The 15346-nt window shown below is 72.1% G+C and carries 11 protein-coding genes and 2 pseudogenes; 4 read left to right on the forward strand and 9 right to left on the reverse strand.

Translation table 11 applies throughout. From position 1 onward, the window contains the following. Positions 1–29 precede the first annotated feature (29 nt). The 4 genes and pseudogenes from ABTV91_RS14370 to ABTV91_RS14385 form a co-directional block, all read right to left on the reverse strand. Complete coding sequence (locus tag ABTV91_RS14370) at positions 30–752, reverse strand: pseudouridine synthase (RefSeq protein ID WP_433852030.1); 723 nt, start codon at positions 750–752, stop codon at positions 30–32. Between the two features lie 7 nt (positions 753–759). Continuing rightward, complete coding sequence (locus tag ABTV91_RS14375) at positions 760–1527, reverse strand: GGDEF domain-containing protein (protein ID WP_433852031.1); 768 nt, start codon at positions 1525–1527, stop codon at positions 760–762. Beyond that, positions 1449–2426 carry a hypothetical protein gene (locus ABTV91_RS14380; protein ID WP_433852032.1) on the reverse strand — a complete coding sequence of 326 codons (978 nt, stop codon included), beginning with the start codon at positions 2424–2426 and terminating at the stop codon, positions 1449–1451. Before ABTV91_RS14380 ends, ABTV91_RS14375 begins: the two co-directional genes overlap by 79 nt. A gap of 184 nt (positions 2427–2610) precedes the next feature. Continuing rightward, positions 2611–4546 (reverse strand): annotated as a pseudogene (locus ABTV91_RS14385) (DEAD/DEAH box helicase). 344 nt (positions 4547–4890) lie between these two features. On the opposite strand from ABTV91_RS14385, the gene ABTV91_RS14390 reads away from it, so the two are divergent. Further along, positions 4891–5103 carry an RNA-binding S4 domain-containing protein gene (locus tag ABTV91_RS14390; RefSeq protein ID WP_433852033.1) on the forward strand — a complete coding sequence of 71 codons (213 nt, stop codon included), beginning with the start codon at positions 4891–4893 and terminating at the stop codon, positions 5101–5103. A 148-nt stretch (positions 5104–5251) separates the two neighbouring features. On the opposite strand, the gene ubiM is transcribed toward ABTV91_RS14390, so the two are convergent. Together ubiM and ABTV91_RS14400 are read right to left on the reverse strand one after the other, a co-directional pair. Continuing rightward, positions 5252–6433 carry a 5-demethoxyubiquinol-8 5-hydroxylase UbiM gene (gene ubiM, locus ABTV91_RS14395; protein ID WP_433852034.1) on the reverse strand — a complete coding sequence of 394 codons (1182 nt, stop codon included), beginning with the start codon at positions 6431–6433 and terminating at the stop codon, positions 5252–5254. A gap of 126 nt (positions 6434–6559) precedes the next feature. After that, positions 6560–7684, reverse strand: a complete 1125-nt coding sequence (locus ABTV91_RS14400) for a hypothetical protein (protein WP_433852035.1) — start codon at positions 7682–7684, stop codon at positions 6560–6562. Positions 7685–7847: 163 nt separating this feature from the next. Between ABTV91_RS14400 and ABTV91_RS14405 the strand changes: the two genes are divergently transcribed. The 3 genes from ABTV91_RS14405 to ABTV91_RS14415 all read left to right on the forward strand — a co-directional run bounded on the left by ABTV91_RS14405 (position 7848) and on the right by ABTV91_RS14415 (position 11489). After that, entirely contained in the window at positions 7848–9317 is a 1470-nt protein-coding gene (locus ABTV91_RS14405) for an AlkA N-terminal domain-containing protein (RefSeq protein ID WP_433852036.1), read from the forward strand. Next, positions 9314–9823 carry a methylated-DNA--[protein]-cysteine S-methyltransferase gene (locus tag ABTV91_RS14410; RefSeq protein WP_433852037.1) on the forward strand — a complete coding sequence of 170 codons (510 nt, stop codon included), beginning with the start codon at positions 9314–9316 and terminating at the stop codon, positions 9821–9823. Before ABTV91_RS14405 ends, ABTV91_RS14410 begins: the two co-directional genes overlap by 4 nt. Positions 9824–10226: 403 nt before the next feature. Further along, complete coding sequence (locus tag ABTV91_RS14415) at positions 10227–11489, forward strand: ectonucleotide pyrophosphatase/phosphodiesterase (protein WP_433852038.1); 1263 nt, start codon at positions 10227–10229, stop codon at positions 11487–11489. A 21-nt stretch (positions 11490–11510) separates the two neighbouring features. On the opposite strand, the gene ABTV91_RS14420 is transcribed toward ABTV91_RS14415, so the two are convergent. From ABTV91_RS14420 to ABTV91_RS14430, 3 genes and pseudogenes are all read right to left on the reverse strand, one after another. Then, entirely contained in the window at positions 11511–12299 is a 789-nt protein-coding gene (locus ABTV91_RS14420) for a LytR/AlgR family response regulator transcription factor (RefSeq protein ID WP_433854194.1), read from the reverse strand. A 36-nt stretch (positions 12300–12335) separates the two neighbouring features. Further along, a pseudogene (locus tag ABTV91_RS14425) lies at positions 12336–13712 on the reverse strand (sensor histidine kinase); the annotation flags it as partial. After that, positions 13594–15228, reverse strand: a complete 1635-nt coding sequence (locus ABTV91_RS14430; protein WP_433852039.1) for a serine hydrolase — start codon at positions 15226–15228, stop codon at positions 13594–13596. The gene ABTV91_RS14430 and the pseudogene ABTV91_RS14425, both read right to left, overlap by 119 nt. Positions 15229–15346: the final 118 nt, after the last annotated feature.

Below are 15346 nucleotides of genomic sequence, written 5' to 3' on the forward strand. Positions count from 1 at the left end.
GCCGGTCAGTGCGGCGAGCCGGTCACACTTCACCACTCGCGCTGCTGCGGCAGCAGCCCACGCAGTTCCTGCTCGGTGAGGTTGCGCCACTGGCCGGGCTTGAGCGCGCCCAGTTTGATGTTGTCGATGCGCACACGGCGCAGCTGGGTGACGCGGTAGCCGAAGGCGGCGGCCATCAGGCGGATCTGCCGGTTCAGGCCCTGCTCCAGCACGATGCGGAAACCGAACTTGGCGATGCGCGTGGCGCGGCACGGCAGTGTCATCTGGTCGTGGATGCGCACGCCGCGCGCCATGCCGCGCAGGAACTCGTCGGTGACCGGCTTGTTCACCGCCACCAGGTATTCCTTCTGGTGGCCGTTCTCGGCGCGCAGGATCTGGTTGACGATGTCGCCGTTGCTGGTCATCAGGATCAGGCCTTCGGAATCCTTGTCCAGGCGGCCGATCGGGAAGATGCGCTGCTCGTGGCCGACGAAATCGACGATGTTGCCCTTGACCGCGCTCTCGGTGGTGCAGGTGATGCCGACCGGCTTGTTCAGCGCGATGTAGACGTGTCTGCGGCCGGTGCTCTTGTGCACGGCGCGGGCGCGCAGCGGCTGGCCGTCCACGCGCACCTCGTCGCCCTCGCCGACCACCGCGCCGGTACCGGCGGCGATGCCGTTGACGGTCACGCGGCGCGCGCCGATCAGGCGGTCGGCCTCGCGGCGGGAACAGAAGCCGGTTTCGGCGATGTGCTTGTTGAGTCGGGTCGTCATCGGCGGATTATCCGCCATCGCCCGGGTCGCCGGACAGCACGGCCTCGTCGGCGACGGCCGCGATCACGCGGTCGCGGCCGCCGCGTTTGGCCTGGTACATGGCGTTGTCGGCGCGGCGCAGCAGCGCGGCCAGGTCGTCGCCGCGCGCCTGCATCTCGGCCAGGCCGATGCTCACCGTCACCGCCAGCCCGTCGTGCGGCAGCGCCGCCGCCTGCCGCGCGATCCGCTCGCGCAGCTGTTCCAGCCGCGGCAGCGCCGCGTCGGCGCGCGTGCCGGGCAGCAGCACCAGGAATTCCTCGCCGCCCATGCGGATCACGTCGTCGCGGTCGCGCACCGCGGCAAGCAGCGTATCGGCCACCGACACCAGCACCGCGTCGCCGGCCTCGTGGCCGTAACGGTCGTTGATCTGCTTGAACAGGTCGATGTCGAGGAAGCCGATCGACAGCGGCGCCCCTTCCCTGCCCGCGCGCGCCATGTGGCGTTCGAGCTGGCGCAGGCCGGCACGGCGGTTGGGCAGTCCGGTGAGCGCGTCGGTATCGGCCAGCTGGCGCATCTCGTCGCGCTGCCGGCGCAGGTGGCCGAGGCGGCGGTTGAGCCCGTAGGCGTACATCATCAGGAACCAGGTCACCGACAGCTGCACGGCCTCGACGCGGAACCGCACCAGCTCGCGGCTGCCGGCGAGGTCGGCCAGCGCCATCAGCAGCAACGGCGCCACCGCGGCCAGGCCGTCCACCGCCTGGTAGTCGCCGCGGCGCAGCGAGACGATGCCCGCCACCAGCGCCAGCGCGCAGACCAGGGTGAATATCTGGTCCAGCGCGGCCGCCAGCCACGCCAGCGCGGACCAGGGCAGCAGCGGCGTGAGCAGAGCAGCGCGAGCGCCAGCAGCAGCTGCGCCATGCCGCGCACCCACGCGCGCGAACGCGGCCAGGCCTGCAGACCGCCGCACAGGCGCCACAGCACCCAGCCCATCACCGCGATGCTCAGCGCCGAGGCCGACACCAGCCACCACGAGGCGAAGCCGCCCACCGGCAGCCAGGGTTCGGGATAGCCGCTCAGGCCGCTGAGCACCGACTGCCAGACCACCAGCAGCGCGGTGGCCAGCGTATAGACGAGGAAGTCGCGGTCGCGGGTGGTCAGGAAACCCATCAGCGCCGACAGCGCCAGGGCGATGGCGATGGCGATGCAGGCCGTGCGCACCAGCAGGCGCATCGTATCCATCTGCTGCACCGGGCTCGGCGCGCCCAGCCGCAGCGTGGGGATCCAGCGCGCCTTGAGCGGTTTTTCCCAGGCCACGCGGATCGGTTCGAGATCGCCCTGCCTGGGCACCATGACCATGCCGATGCCGGCGCGGAAACGCGAGTCGCGGGTGCGCGCGTCCTGCATGTTGCCGCAGATCCGGCGGTCGCCGTGGGAGATCATCACCTCGCCGGCGAACACGTTGAACACGTCCACCGCCTGCGGCGCGCCGGACCAGCCTTCGGCGGGCGCGGGGATCAGGATGCCGTCCTGCAGGCGCTCCAGCGCGTCGGGCGGGCAGGCGCGGATCGGGGTCTGTTCGTCGGTCGGCGCACCGATCAGCAGGTAGTCGCGGCCGGGCTGCGGGGACTGCGCGGCGGCGGCCAGCGGCAACAGCAGCAGCGCCAGCAGCAGGGACAGCAACAACCGTCCCGCCATCACCTGCGCTTTCCCCCCACCGCCCGCGATCACCATCCCTTCCCCTGCGCACTCCCCGATGCAGGCGCGATTATCGCATGCGGGTTTTTCCGCCCCTGTCGGGGAAAACCCCCGATACCGGCGTCGCCACCGGAACCGGGTCGCACGGCCCGCCGCGCCGGCGGGCCTGGTCTTGCGCGGGGACTCAGGCGCCGCGCGGACCGCGCGGCTTGAACCCGCCCGGGCGGCCACCCGGAGCGGCCGAACGCGGGCCGCCGGGGCGGCCGGCCGGCTTGGGGCCCTTGCCGAAGCGCGACTTGAACGAGGGCGCGGCGCCCTGCTCCTCGCCCGCCTCGACCCGGCGCATGCGCAGCTGCTGGCCCGATACCCACACCTTCTGCAGGTGCTGCAGCGTGTCGGCGGGCATTTCCGCCGGCAGGTCGAGCACCGAGTGGTCGTCGTGGATGTCGATGCGGCCGATGTAGCGGCTTTCCAGCCCGGCTTCGTTGGCGATGGCGCCGACGATGTTGGCCGGTTTCACGCCATGCATGTGGCCGACCTCGATGCGGTAGGTCTCCATGCCGAACTCCGGCGCGCTGCGCGGCGGCATCTCACGGCGCGGACGCTCGCCGTGCTCGCCTCGCCGCGCGGCGGACGCGGCGCGCGCGCGCTTTCGTCATTGCGCGGGCCACGTTCGAAACGCGGCTCGAAACGCGCCGGGCGCTCGCCGCGCTCGCGCGCGCGGGAAGCCGCCGTCGCGCGCGCAGGGCGCTCGGTGCGGCCGGCCTGCGGCTCGCGGCGCTCGCGCACCGGCGGGGTGTGAGCAGGAACGGTGCGTCGCCCTGCAGCAGCTTGGCCAGCGCGGCGGCGATCTCGATCGCCGGCACGTTGTGCTCGCCTTCGTAGCGCTGCAGCAGGTCGCGGTAGAAATCCATGTCGCCGCCGGCCAGGGCCTGGCTGATGCGGTCCATGAACTTGCTCACGCGGTGGTCGTTGACCGCGTCCACGCTCGGCAGCTGCATTTCCTCGATCGGCTGGCGCGTGGCGCGCTCGATCTGGCGCAGCATGCCCTTCTCGCGCGGGGTGACGAACAGGATCGCCTCGCCGCTGCGGCCGGCGCGGCCGGTACGGCCGATGCGGTGCACGTAGCTCTCGGTGTCGTACGGGATGTCGTAGTTCAGCACGTGGCTGATGCGCTCCACGTCCAGGCCGCGCGCGGCCACGTCGGTGGCGACCAGGATGTCGAGCTTGCCTTCCTTGAGCTGGCCGATGGTGCGCTCGCGCTGGGCCTGTTGCATGTCGCCGTTGATGGCGGCCGCGGCCAGGCCGCGCGCCTGCAGCTTGCCTGCCAGTTCCTCGGTGCCGGCCTTGGTGCGCGCGAAGATGATCATCGCATCGAAGGTTTCCACCTCCAGGATGCGGGTCAGCGCGTCCAGCTTGTGCATGCCGGCCACCCACCAGTAGCGCTGGCGGATGTTGGCCGACGTAGTGGTTTTGGAGGCGATGGTCACTTCCACCGGCTCGCGCAGGTAGGTCTGCGCGATGCGGCGGATCTGCGGCGGCATGGTGGCCGAGAACAGCGCCACCTGGCGGGTTTCCGGCAGTTTCTTGAGCACGGCCTCGACGTCGTCGATGAAGCCCATGCGCAGCATTTCGTCGGCTTCGTCCAGCACCAGCGTCTTCAGCTCGGACAGGTCCAGCGTGCCGCGGTCCAGGTGGTCGATGACGCGGCCGGGGGTGCCGACCACGACGTGCACGCCGCGGCGCAGCGCCGACAGCTGCTGGCCGTAGGGCTGGCCGCCGTACACCGGCAGCACGCGGAAGCCGGGCATCGAGGCCGAGTAGGTCTGGAACGCCTCGGCGACCTGGATGGCCAGTTCGCGGGTCGGCGCCAGCACCAGCACCTGCGGCTTGGTGGCGGAAAGGTCGATGTTGGACAGCACCGGCAGCGCGAAGGCGCCGGTCTTGCCGGTGCCGGTCTGCGCCTGGCCGAGCACGTCGCGGCCTTCCAGCATCGCCGGGATGGTGGCGGCCTGGATGGGCGACGGGGTCTCGTAACCGACGTCGGCGACCGCTTTCATCACAGGCTCGGAGAGGCCGAGATCTGCGAACAGCAGCGGCGCGGGGGATTCTTGGGACATGGGGGCTCCGGGGGCACCGCGGCGAACGCAGCGGGCAGGAAAATGGGGCGTATTGTGCGCCTTGCGCCGGCCCCTGTCGAAATCCCCGATGGCGTCCGTTCAGCTGTTCTCCCCCGGCGGCCGCCCGCAGGTGCCCGTCCCGGCCGGATTCCGGTCGCCTACCGGCCGCTGCAGGACGGCGTCGGGTCCGCCCCCGGGCGGACGGGCCGCTACCGGCGGGACCGCGGCACCCGAGGCAGCGCCGGTGCCCCGTGCCGGGCGGCGGATATCGTGCGGCCGCTGCGGTTGCGCCGGTTCACGGCCGCGGCAGGCGATAATCGCGCCCTTTCCCTGCCGGCCTCCCCATGCAGACCATCGATTTCGAACTGGACCGCGAGTACGTGGAACTGAAGCAACTGCTCAAGCTGACCGACCTGGTCGCCAGCGGCGGCGAGGCCAAGATGCTGATCGGCGAAGGCCAGGTCCGCGTCGACGGCGAAGTGGAACTGCGCAAGGCCTGCAAGATCCGCGCGGGCCAGCAGGTGGAGCTGGGCGAGGTACGCATCCGCGTGCGGTGAAGCGAGGAACGAGTGAACAGGCACGAGGAACGAGGGAAAGCCAGAGCAATCTCGTAGGTGCCGGGCTTGCCCGGCACGGGACTTGCGCGCGAAGGCTCCTGCGGGACAAGTCCCGCAGCTACAGTTTTCTCTCGCTCCTCACTCCTCTTCACTCGTTTCTGGCCTGGGTCAGGTGCGCGGCGATCATCTTCCTGAAAGGCGCCACGCCGTGCGCTGCGCGCAGCGCGGCGCCGCGCAGCAGGCGCGCGGGCAGGCGGCTGTCGTTGTACAGCGCGGCGATGGCGTTGGTCGCCTCGTAGAGCGGCCGGGTCGCCAGCCGGTGCCCGCGTTCGTAGCGAGCCAGTACCGCGGGCGCGCCGATGTCGCCGCCGCGCGCGGCCGCGGTGGCGATTTCCTTCACCAGCCGCTGCTGGCTCTGCAGGCCGAAGTTGAACCCGTGCGCGGTCACCGGATGCATGCCCACCGCGGCATCGCCGGCCAGCGCGTAGCGGTGCGCGGCAAAGCGGTGCGCGTACACGCCCACCAGCGGATAGACATGGCGCGTGCCCACCGGCCGCATCGGCCCCAGGCGCTGCTCGAAGAAGCCGGTGACGGCCTGCCCGAACGCCGCATCGTCCATCGCCACCAGTTCCTGGATGCCCTGCGGCGGCAGGGTGATCACCGCCGAGCACCGGTCGCCCGGCAGGGGCAGCATCGCCAGCGTGCGGCCGTAGCCGAACCACTCCCAAGCGGCGTGATGGTGCGGCTGCTCGTGCTCTAGCCGACATACCAGCATCGACTTGCCGAAGTCGCGCATCTGCGCGCCGATGCCCATCATGCGCCGGGTCGCCGAGAACCGGCTGTCGGCGGCCACCACCAGCCGCGCGCGCAGGCGGCGGCCATCGTCGAGCACCACCGTGTTGGCCGCCTCGCCGGTCTCGATCGCGGTCACCTTCGCGCCATCGACCAGTTCCAGCCCCGCCTGCCCCTGCACCGCCTCCCAGGCGGCGCGGCGGATCAGGTGGTTGGGCACCAGCCAGCCCAGTTCGTCCACGTTCTCCGTGCCGGCGGCGAAGCCGAGCGCGAACGGGGACGCGCCGTTCATGACCCTGGCGCTGCGCAGCGGCGAGACCTGCGCCGGATCCAGGCGCTCCCACAGGCCGAGCCCGCGCAGGATCTGCCGCGACGCGTGGGTCAGCGCGATCTCGCGCCCGTCGAAGGCCGGTTCGGCCAGCGCCGCGGCCGGTTGCAGCTCGACCACCGTCACCGACAGCCCCGTATCGGCCAGCCCCCGCGCCAGGCACAGCCCGGCCGGGCCCGCGCCGACCACCAGTACATCGACAACACGCATCTTCGGCCTCCGCATTCGGTGTCCGGCACAGCCTACGGCCCGCGGCCCGCGCCGACCTTGATCCGGATCATGCGCGGCGGGGATCGCCCGCCAAGCCGCGCCGCGCGCGCCAGGCCGGCGCGCCCGTCACAGCCCGGCGCGCGGCTCCACGCCCACCGCTGTCGGCGCGACCACCGGCAGCGGCGCGGCCTCGGTCGGCATTTCCAGCAGCGCGGTGTCGATCTCAGACAGCGGGCTCTCGTCCGGACAGGTCTCGTCGGGGAAACCGAAGTGTTCCTTCAGCGCCTGCCCGCAGGTGGTCACCGCTTCCAGGTCGGCGCCCTCGACCTTGCACTGGCGGTCGAAGGCGATCAGGAACGCGTCCTTGCGGCGCACGAAATCGTCGCCGCACTTGCGCATCTGCTTGATCCGCTCCAGGTCGTCCTGCACCGCGTTGGTGCCGTCCAGCCCGTACTGCTTGAGCTCCTCGCTGGTGAGCAGGCGCAGGCTGCGGTTGGGCACGGTCATCATCAGGTCGGCCACGCCCACCGCCACGCCATTGCGCTGCAGGTAATCCTTCACGTTGTCGTAGACCTCGTGCAGTTCCTTGTTCAGCTCGGCGCGCGAGGTGGCGGTGGAGCTGATGCGCATCATCCGGTGGATGCCGACCTTGCCGGAAATCAGCCGGTTGTCGCCGGCGGCCAGCACGAACACGCAGGCGCTGTGGCAGATGGAACCCTCGCGCACCCAGATGGTCCAGCCGGCCTCGCCGATGCTGTCGCCGGCGACGATCGCCGCTTCCACCTGGCCGCCGCTGGAGTCCAGGTCGAGCACGCGCTTGCCGATCTTCATCGCGTCGGCCACCACCGCCAGGCGCGAAACCATCGCGGCGAAGGACGGGTTGATCTTGCCGGCGTAACGCACCCGCACCAGTCCGCGCTCGCGGCAGTGCTCCAGCGCCGCGTCCAAGGTCTTGCGGTCCAGTGCTTCCAGCTCGGCGCCGTCGCCGGCCTCGCCGGTGTAGTCGGTGTCGCAGCTGACCCAGGCCCTGCCGTTCTCCAGCGTCACCTCCGGCCAGGCCTTGTCGCGGGCCGGCTTCACCGGCGCCGGCGGCGGTGGCGCGTCGACCGCGTTGATCGACACCATGTGGTCGCCGTCGGCGGCCAGCGCCGTGGCCGGGTCGGCCGCCGCGACCGGCTTGTCCTTGTCGCCGGGGTTGCAGGCCAGCAGCCCGAGGCACAGCAGAGGCGACCACCAGAATCTGGGCAACATGGACAACGATCGGATCCGTGGGGCGGCGGCGGGCGCCGGGGAACGGACAGTCTAGTGCGCATCGCCGTCCGCGCCGCAATGCCTCCTGAACTGACGATCCGCCTTGGGCATTGATGTCCGGAAATGGCCAGTCCGCGTCCGCCGACGGGCCTAGACTGGCGCCATGCATCCATCGACCCTGCCCAGCCACGAACAATGCGAACAGGCGCGCCTGGCCCGCGACGCGCGCTTCGACGGGCTGTTCTTCACCGCCGTGCGCAGCACCGGCATCTATTGCCGGCCGGTGTGCCCGGCGCCGCCGCCCCGCCGCGACAACGTCAGCTACTACCCCACCGCCGCGGCCGCGGCCGCCGCCGGCTACCGGCCGTGCCTGCGCTGCCGGCCGGAACTGTCGCCGGACGACGCCAGCTACATGCAGGACCACACCCTGCACCGCGCCCTGGCGCTGCTGGACGAAGGCATCCTGCAGGACCAGCCGGCCACCGCGCTGGCCGAGGCGATGGAACTGAGCGCGCGCCAGCTGCAGCGGCTGTTCGTGGCGCGGCTGGGCGCGACGCCGGCGCAGCTGCACGCCACCCGCCGCCTGCTGCTGGCCAAGCAGCTGCTGACCGAAACCCACCTGCCGGTGACCGAAGTGGCGCTGGCCGCCGGCTTCAACAGCCTGCGCCGCTTCAACGACGCCTTCCTGGCCGGCTGCGGCATGCCGCCGAGCGCGCTGCGCAAGCGCCACGGCGCGGTGCCCGGCGGCGAGCCGGTGCTGCGCCTGGCCTACCGGCCGCCGCTGGATTTTCCGGCGATGCTCGGCTTCCTGCGCCGGCGCGCGATTCCCGGCATCGAACGCATCGACGCCGACAGCTACCAGCGCGTGATCGTCGCCGGCGGCCGCGCCAGCCTGATCCGGGTCAGCGCCGATCCGAAGCGACCGGAGCTGCGCCTGCAGCTGGGCACCACCGACGCGCGCGCGATCCCGGCGATCGTGGCGAAAGTGCGGCGCGTGTTCGATCTGGATGCGGACCTGGCCACCGTGCATGCCTGCCTGGCGCACGAACCGCTGCTGGCGCAAGGCATCGCCCGGCGTCCGGGCCTGCGCATTCCCGGCGGCTGGGACGGCTTCGAGGTGGCCGCGCGCGCCGTGCTGGGCCAGCAGGTCAGCGTGGCGGCGGCGACCACGCTGGCGCGGCGCCTGGTCGACCGCTTCGGACAGGTTCTGCCGGACATGCCCGACGGCCTGGACCGGCAGTTCCCCACGCCCGAGGTGCTGGCCGAGGCGCCGCTGGAAAGCATCGGCCTGCCGCGCACCCGCGCGGCCACGCTGCGCGCGGTGGCGCTGGCCTGCGCCGAGGGCCGGCTGGAATTCAGCCGCGCGCAGACGCTGGAGCAGTTCGTCCATCAGGCCACCGCCCTGCCCGGCATCGGCCCTTGGACCGCGCACTACATGGCCCTGCGCGCGCTGGGCATGCCCGACGCCTTTCCCGCCGGCGACCTGGTGCTGCAGCAGGTGCTCGGCGAAGGCCAGCGCCTGGGCGAGCGCGCCACCGAGGCCCGTTCGCAGGCCTGGCGGCCGTGGCGCGCCTACGCGGTACTCCATCTCTGGCACCTGGCTGCGGAACCGAACAAGGAACCCGAACAATGACCCTCTACTACGACCGTTTCGACACGCCCATCGGCCCGCTCACCATCGCCGCCGATGCCACCGGCCTGCGCCATATCCTGTTCGCGCGCAACCGCCACGACGCCAAGGGCCGCGAAGGCTGGCAGCGCGACCCGGACGCCGTCGCCGAACCGCGCCGGCAGCTGCTGGACTACCTGCACGGCCGGCGCCGCGGTTTCGACCTGGCGCTGGCGCCGGTGGGCACCGAATTCCAGCTGCAGGTCTGGCACGCGCTGGCCGAGATTCCGTTCGGCGCCACCTGGAGCTACCGCCAGCTGGCGCAACGCATCGGCCGCCCCACCGCGACCCGCGCCGTGGGCGCGGCCAATGGCCGCAATCCGCTGCCCATCGTGCTGCCCTGCCACCGGGTGATCGGCAACGACGGCGCGCTGACCGGCTTCGGCGGCGGCCTGCCGACCAAAGCCGCGCTGCTGAGGCTGGAAGGCGCCCTGCACGAGGAAGCCACGGCGCCTTCGCTGTTCGACTGAGCAGGGCGCCGCGGCCCCGGAGGCGCAGGCGCCCGGTGGACATCCGCCTCAGGCAAAGCGCGCCGAACGCGGTCCCCGCCTATATGCGCCGCATCACGGGGTGCTTCCTTCGCGGGCCGCACGACATCGCGCAGCAGCAGCGCCACGGCCATCGCCGCGCCGCTGGCCAGCGTGGTCGCCGGCAGTGCCTGCATGCGCCAATGGGCCGATCATCGTCGAAGGCATGGGCACGCGTTGCCACGTGTCGCGGCAGCGGGACACGACGCGCCGCCACGGCGCCGGCACACGTTTCCGCAACGCCCGTCACAGACCGCGCGACAAGACAGGCCGCATGGCCATCACCCTGCGCCTGCCGCCCGTTCCTGCATGCCAGCTGTCATCGGGCCGGGACTATCATGGGCGCATGATTCCGTTCCGCACTTCCCTCGCGCTGCTCGGCGCCAGCCTGCTCGCCGCCTGCGCCTCGACCGGCCCCGCCCCGTCCTCCACCACCGCAGCCGCGCCACGGCGCGCCCCCACCGTCCTGCTGCTGTCCATCGACGGCCTGCGCGCGGACATGGTCGAGCGCGGCCACAGTCCCAACCTCGCCCGCCTGGCGCGCGAAGGCGTGCGTTCGGCCGGCATGTCGCCGTCCTACCCCTCGCTCACCTTTCCCAACCACTACACCCTGGTCACCGGCCTGCGCCCGGACCACCACGGCATCATCCACAACAGCATGAGCGCCGAGGACCTGGGGCGTTTCAGCCTCCAGGACCGCGCTGCGGTGACCAATCCCGCCTGGTGGGGCGGCGAGCCGATCTGGGTGGGCGTGGAGAAGGCCGGCTACAAGAGCGCGACCTGGTCCTGGCCGGGCAGCGAGGCCGCCATCCAGGGCGTGCACGCCAGCCAGTGGCACGCCTACGACGAGAGCGTGCCCCTGCCCGAACGCATGCAGCTGGTGCTGTCGTGGCTGGAAGGCGCGCCCGACGGCCGCACGCCGCGCCTGGTCGCCGCCTACATGGAACAGGTGGACCAGGCCGGGCACGACCATGGCCCGGATTCGCCCGAATACGCCGCCGCGCTGCAGGAAGTGGACGCGGCCATCGGCCAGCTGCTGGACGGCATGCGCCGCCAAGGCCTGCTCGACAGGACCAACGTGATCGTCGTGTCCGACCATGGCATGGCCAGCGTCCCGGCCGGGCAGGTGATCGCCACCGAGGACATGGTCGCGCCGGAGATCGCGCGCGAGGTATCGGTCGGCCAGTCGGTCGGCTTCGCCCCGCAGCCGGGCCGTGAACGGGAGGCGGAGAAGGCGCTGCTGGGCGCGCATGCGCACTACGACTGCTGGAAGAAGGAACAGCTCCCGGCGCGCTGGCATTACGGCACCCATCCGCGCGTTCCGCCCATCGTCTGCCAGATGCACGAAGGCTGGGACGCGCTGACCCGCAAGGGCATCGCCAAGCGCTCGCCCGGCAACCGCGGCTCGCACGGCTACGACCCGGCGCTGCCGTCGATGCAGGCGGTATTCGTCGCCCGCGGCCCCGCGTTCCGGCAGGGCGCGGTGCTGCCGCGTTTCGACAATGTCGACCTCTATCCGCTGCTGGCGCGGCTGACCGGCATCACCGCCGCGCCCAACGACGGCGATCCGCAGGCGCTGCTGCCGGCGCTGCGCCAGCCGGCGCGCTGAGCCGGCGCCGCCGCCTTCGGCCTACATGCCGCGGAAACGGTGCAGGAAGGCGGCGCTGACCGGCAGCACCTCCGGGCGCTGCTTCAGCCGGATCGTCGTCCGCCCCAACTCGTCGCGACGCAGCCGTTCGATCGCCGCCACCCGCACCACCACCCCGCGGTGCACCTGCCAGAACTCGTCCGGATCCAGGCCGGCCAGCAGCTCCTTCAGCGGGGTGCGGATCAGCACTTCGCCGTCGGCGGTGACCACCTTCAGGTATTTGTCCTGGGCCTGGAAATACAGCACCTCGTCGATGCCGGTCATGCTGACACTGTCGCCGACGCTGGCACTGATCCAGCGCACCAGGCGTTCGCCGCGCGGCCGCAGGCGCGCTTCCAGGTCGTCTATCAGCGCCTGCACGTCGGGGCGGAACGCCTGCGCCAACCGCCCGCGCACCCGCGCCACCGCCTGTTCCAGCCGCGCCGGCTGCACCGGCTTGAGCAGGTAATCGACGGCGCCGGTCTCGAACGCACGCACGGCGTAGTCGTCGTAGGCGGTGGTGAACACCACCAGCCCGCCCTGCGCCGCCACCGCGCGCGCCACTTCCAGCCCGCTGACGCCGGGCATGCGGATGTCCAGGAACGCGACATCGGGCCGGTGCCGCTCGACCGCTTCCAGCGCCGCCACGCCGTCCTCGCAAACGCCCACCAGTTCCAGCTCCGGCCATGCCTGCCGCAGCTGTTCGTGCAGCGCGCGCCGCTGCGGCGCCTCGTCCTCGGCGATCAACCCGGCCGCGCGCACCGCCGCTTCCCCGCTGCCCTGTCCTCCCATGGCACCTCCCGGCGACCACGCCACGCCACGCCCGTCGCGCGAATGCAGGCGCAGGCGCGCGCGGCCGCCGAACCGCTGCGCCAGCTGCTCGCGCATGTTGGCCAGGCCGACGCCGCCGACCGGCCCCGGTTTCAGGCCGGTGCCGTCGTCGATCACTTCCACCTGCAGGCGATCCTCCCGCTGCACCGCCACGATATCGATGCAGCCGCCGCCGGGCCGGGATTCGAGCCCATGCCGGATCGCGTTCTCCACCAGGGTGATCAGCAGCGCTGGCGGGAACGGATGCGCGCGCAGGGACGCGTCGGCCTGCACGCCGTACTGCAGGCGCCCGCCCATGCGCAGTTGCATCAGCGCCAGGTAGGTGGTGCAGAGGTCCAGCTGCTGGCCGAGCGTGGAGTGCAGCGCGACGCTGTCCTCGCGCAGCCGGGGAATGGTGGCGCGGAGGAAACCGGCCAGCGCGTCCAGCATCGCCTCGGCCTGCGCCGGTTCCTGGCGCACCAGCGCGCGTACCGAGGCCAGGGTGTTGAACAGGAAATGCGGTTCCACCTGCGCCTGCAGCACGCCCAGGCGCAGGTCGGCATCGCGCGCGCGCCGCTGCGCATCTTCCAGTTCCTGGCGGTGGCGATGCCCGGTCCAGCGCCGGCGCTCGCTGAAATAGGCGCGCAGCGCCAGCCCGCCACCGAACAGCCCGTAGACCAGCAGCAGCACCGCGATATTGATCGACAGCGCCACCACGCGCGCCACCGGCCCGAGCCCGGCGCGGCCCCCAGGCTCCGGCGTTTCCAGCGCCACCAGGCGCGTGACTTCGGCCGACACGAAGTGGTCCACCACGAAACTCGACACCACACCCAGCAGCACCGCGACCACCACGCCGCGGCGTTCGCGCGCCTCGCTCCAGCGGCGGTGGCGCACCCACGTGGCGAATGCCGGCCCGGCGGTGGCCATCAGCGAGAACCCGGTGAACTGCAGCGCGAACATCAGCAACCCGGCACGGTAACCATGCCCCTCGGCCACGGCCACGGCACCGAGCAGCACGGCCGCGGGCGCGATCAGGGCCATGAACAGCAGGCTGCGCCTGCCCAGCCACGGCGCGCTGAACACCGGGTACTGGCGGTAGCGGCTCCACGCCGCGCTGCCGCCGACGATCACCTCGGCCGGCAGCGGCTGCCGCAGCGAATAGCCGGAAAAACCGCTCATCCGCGCGTCCGCCGCGCCGGAGCGCCCGTCCCGCGCCGTGGGCGGCTCGTGCGTGGATGCCATGCAAAGACCCTCGTTTCCGTTCCCGGGCAGGCGGTCATTGTCTCGTGCCGCGCAGCACCTGTCCCGCCTGGTGCAGTTCCAGCGAACGCACGCCGCCGTCGGCACCGCGCAGGAAACGGATCTCGATGCCGTAGGCCGGCGCTTCGAAGGCATCGGCCGCCACCGCGTCCAGCGCGAACTCGCCCTGCCCGCTCGCCTGCGCATGCAGCCGACCGTCGCGCCCGCGCACTTCCAGCGCGAATCCCGGCATCAGCGGATAGGTGCCGGCATAGGCGGCCAGCGCCTGCGCCGACAGCACCGGCGGCGGAGCGCGCTGCAGATCGACGCGCACGGCAGGGATCTCCGCGCCCATCTGCGACCAGACGAAGCCGTAGCTGCCGTCGGCCCTGCGCTGCGGGCGCAGCACGACGTCGGCCTGCAGCGCATGGAACTCGCCGGCATCGTCGTGGCCCATCGCCAGTTCGGCCTGCCCGTCGGGCTGGACGTACAGTTGGCCATCGCGTGCGCGCAGGGCCACTTTCATCGCGCCCTGCAACTGGTACTCGCCGGCCAGCGCCTGCAGCAGCGCCGGCGCCGGCGCCACTTCCCGGCGCGGCTTGCCCAGCGGGAAGGCGGGGTCGACCAAGTGCAGGCCCAGGCTGCCCAGGCCGCCGATCGCGGTCCAGCTGGTGTCGGACAGGATCACCACGCCGCGCTGCCGCTCCGGATCGAGCGCCACGAAGGAGGAAAAGCCGCCGGTGCCGCCTTCATGCATCAGCGCGGTGCGGCCGTTCACCGGCACCCGCATCCAGTTCATGCCCATCGCCGGCTCCGCCGACAGCGGCGCATGGGTCATCGCCAGGGCCGGCGCCACCGGCGCCTCGATCCAGCCCAGTTGGGCCTGCACGTAGCGGACCATGTCCTGGAGCGTGGCGCGCACGCCGCCGACACCGGCCAGGTCGGTGGCGAAACGCCATGCCGGCACGGCCGCGCCCGGACGATGCCCGACCGCCGCGCGCACCTGCGCCGGCTTCGCCTCGATGTAGGCGCCGGTCATGCCCAGCGGCGCGAACAGGCGCCGCGAGAGCAGCGTTTCCAGATCGCTGCCGGCGCGCCGCGCGACCGCGTACGAGAGCAGCATCGAGGCGTAGTTGGAATACTCGAAACCGCTGCCCGGCACGGCCGCCAGGCGCACCTCGCCGAGCGAGGCCAGCAGCGCCGCGGCGTCCAGGCCGGCGTAGGGGTCGTCCGGATCGGACGGCGCCAGCCCCGGCGGCAGCGCCGGCAGGCCCGAGGTGTGCGTCACCACGTGGCGCAGCAGGATCGGCTGGCCTTCGTAGGCCGGCACCTTCGTGCCCGCCGGCAGCCACGCCGAAAGCGGGTCCTCCAGCGAGCCCTTGCCGTCGCGGATCAGATCGGCCAGCAGGGCCGCGGTCATGGTCTTGCTGACCGAGCCGATCTCGAACGCGCTGTCGGCGCCGATGCGCAAGGGCGCGCGGTCGTCGGCGCACTGGTAAGTGCGCGCGACCTGTCCACGCTCCACCACGGCCACCGCCAGGCAGGCGCCGGTGCGGTCGCCCTGCAGGCGCTGCGCCACGACGCGCGCCAGCGTCGCGTCCGCCGATGCCAGGGCCGGTCCGGGCAGTGCGGTGGTCGAAAGGGTGGCGAACAACGCCAAGGCAAGTCGCATGTCGGTCTCCTTATCCGGGGAGCCGGCATCCTGTCGCATCGCCATGCGCGCCGGCGGGAATGCGACGAACGCCCGCCCGGGCGCGACGAAACCGGCCATGGCCGGAGCCAGCGTGCTC

Source organism: Stenotrophomonas nitritireducens (genome assembly GCF_050984405.1).
GTDB classification, from domain to species: Bacteria; Pseudomonadota; Gammaproteobacteria; order Xanthomonadales; family Xanthomonadaceae; genus Stenotrophomonas; species Stenotrophomonas nitritireducens_B.

Excerpts from the sequence above, each read along its gene's own strand:
- ABTV91_RS14380 (WP_433852032.1), bottom strand. The coding sequence starts at position 2,426 with ATGGCGGGACGGTTGTTGCTGTCCCTGCTGCTGGCGCTGCTGCTGTTG.
- ABTV91_RS14400 (WP_433852035.1), bottom strand. The coding sequence starts at position 7,684 with ATGTTGCCCAGATTCTGGTGGTCGCCTCTGCTGTGCCTCGGGCTGCTG.
- ABTV91_RS14430 (WP_433852039.1), bottom strand. The coding sequence starts at position 15,228 with ATGCGACTTGCCTTGGCGTTGTTCGCCACCCTTTCGACCACCGCACTG.
- ABTV91_RS14390 (WP_433852033.1), top strand. The coding sequence starts at position 4,891 with ATGCAGACCATCGATTTCGAACTGGACCGCGAGTACGTGGAACTGAAG.
- ubiM (WP_433852034.1), bottom strand. The coding sequence starts at position 6,433 with ATGCGTGTTGTCGATGTACTGGTGGTCGGCGCGGGCCCGGCCGGGCTG.
- ABTV91_RS14370 (WP_433852030.1), bottom strand. The coding sequence starts at position 752 with ATGACGACCCGACTCAACAAGCACATCGCCGAAACCGGCTTCTGTTCC.
- ABTV91_RS14410 (WP_433852037.1), top strand. The coding sequence starts at position 9,314 with ATGACCCTCTACTACGACCGTTTCGACACGCCCATCGGCCCGCTCACC.
- ABTV91_RS14415 (WP_433852038.1), top strand. The coding sequence starts at position 10,227 with ATGATTCCGTTCCGCACTTCCCTCGCGCTGCTCGGCGCCAGCCTGCTC.
- ABTV91_RS14405 (WP_433852036.1), top strand. The coding sequence starts at position 7,848 with ATGCATCCATCGACCCTGCCCAGCCACGAACAATGCGAACAGGCGCGC.
- ABTV91_RS14420 (WP_433854194.1), bottom strand. The coding sequence starts at position 12,299 with ATGGGAGGACAGGGCAGCGGGGAAGCGGCGGTGCGCGCGGCCGGGTTG.